The 887-nt window shown below is 40.4% G+C and carries 2 protein-coding genes; both read left to right on the top strand.

All coding sequences use genetic code 11. The features are described 5' to 3' along the window. Nucleotides 1-66: 66 nt before the first annotated feature. A complete protein-coding gene (locus EI162_RS14330; RefSeq protein ID WP_192524967.1) occupies nucleotides 67-396 on the top strand; it encodes an IS630 transposase-related protein in 330 nt (109 codons plus the stop codon). A 62-nt stretch (nucleotides 397-458) separates the two neighbouring features. Continuing rightward, nucleotides 459-887 (top strand): transposase (locus EI162_RS14325; protein WP_192524966.1); only part of this gene is annotated, 429 nt, incomplete at its 3' end.

Genomic DNA, 887 nt, shown 5'->3' with positions numbered 1-887 from the left:
TATAGTCAGATGACCACAAAAATGTTATAAAATAAATCAATTAAACGATTACCAGTATAAACGACCATGACTTACTCCCTAGATTATCGCAAACAAGTTTTAAAAAGCTTAGATGAGGGCATGACCTTTGCCGAAGCTGCTGTTTTCTATGATATCAGTCCAACGACTATCCAGAAGTGGAAAAAGCGTCTTCATAGTAAAACCACTCGATATATTAAGCCCTACAAAATAGAGGATGAAGCCCTAGCTCAGGATGTCAAAGACCACCCTGACGATTATCACTATGAGCGAGCACAGCGTTTTAATTGTAGCCCAACAGGCATCAGCAAAGCCTTAAAGCGTATTGGTGTTAGCAAAAAAAAAAGACACTTGAGCATCCCAAAGCTTGTCCACTAAAGAGGGCTCACTACCTAAAAAAACTTAACCACTACATTGCTCAAGGCTTTGCTATTGTCTATATGGACGAGAGTGGCTTTGAAAGTGAAACGATGCGTCCTTGTGGTTATGCACCCATTGGTAGCCCCTGCATTGGCAGTTATAACTGGCAAGCCAAGGAGCGAACCAACGTGATTGGTGCGCTATATGGCAAAATGCTGTTTGCACTCGATTGCTTAAAGAGCAACATCAATAAAGAGGTTTTCTATCACTGGTGCAAGTTCACGCTGATACCAAAGCTTAAGAAAAAATGTGTGATCGTTATGGATAATGCGACCTTTCATAAGCGCGTTCAAAAGCTGCTTAACAGGCATGGTCACAGGCTTCTATTCTTACCACCTTATAGTCCTGACTTAAATCCCATCGAGAAAAAATGGGCTCAAGTGAAGTTTTTACGCCAAGGTTGGATGGAAAATGACTTATCTAAATTGTTTTATGATATTCATCCAAAT

Source organism: Psychrobacter sp. FME6 (assembly GCF_014861365.1).
Lineage (GTDB): Bacteria > Pseudomonadota > Gammaproteobacteria > Pseudomonadales > Moraxellaceae > Psychrobacter.
This window is presented reverse-complemented; position numbering and strand designations above follow the sequence as displayed.

Excerpts from the sequence above, each read along its gene's own strand:
- EI162_RS14330 (WP_192524967.1), top strand. The coding sequence starts at position 67 with ATGACTTACTCCCTAGATTATCGCAAACAAGTTTTAAAAAGCTTAGAT.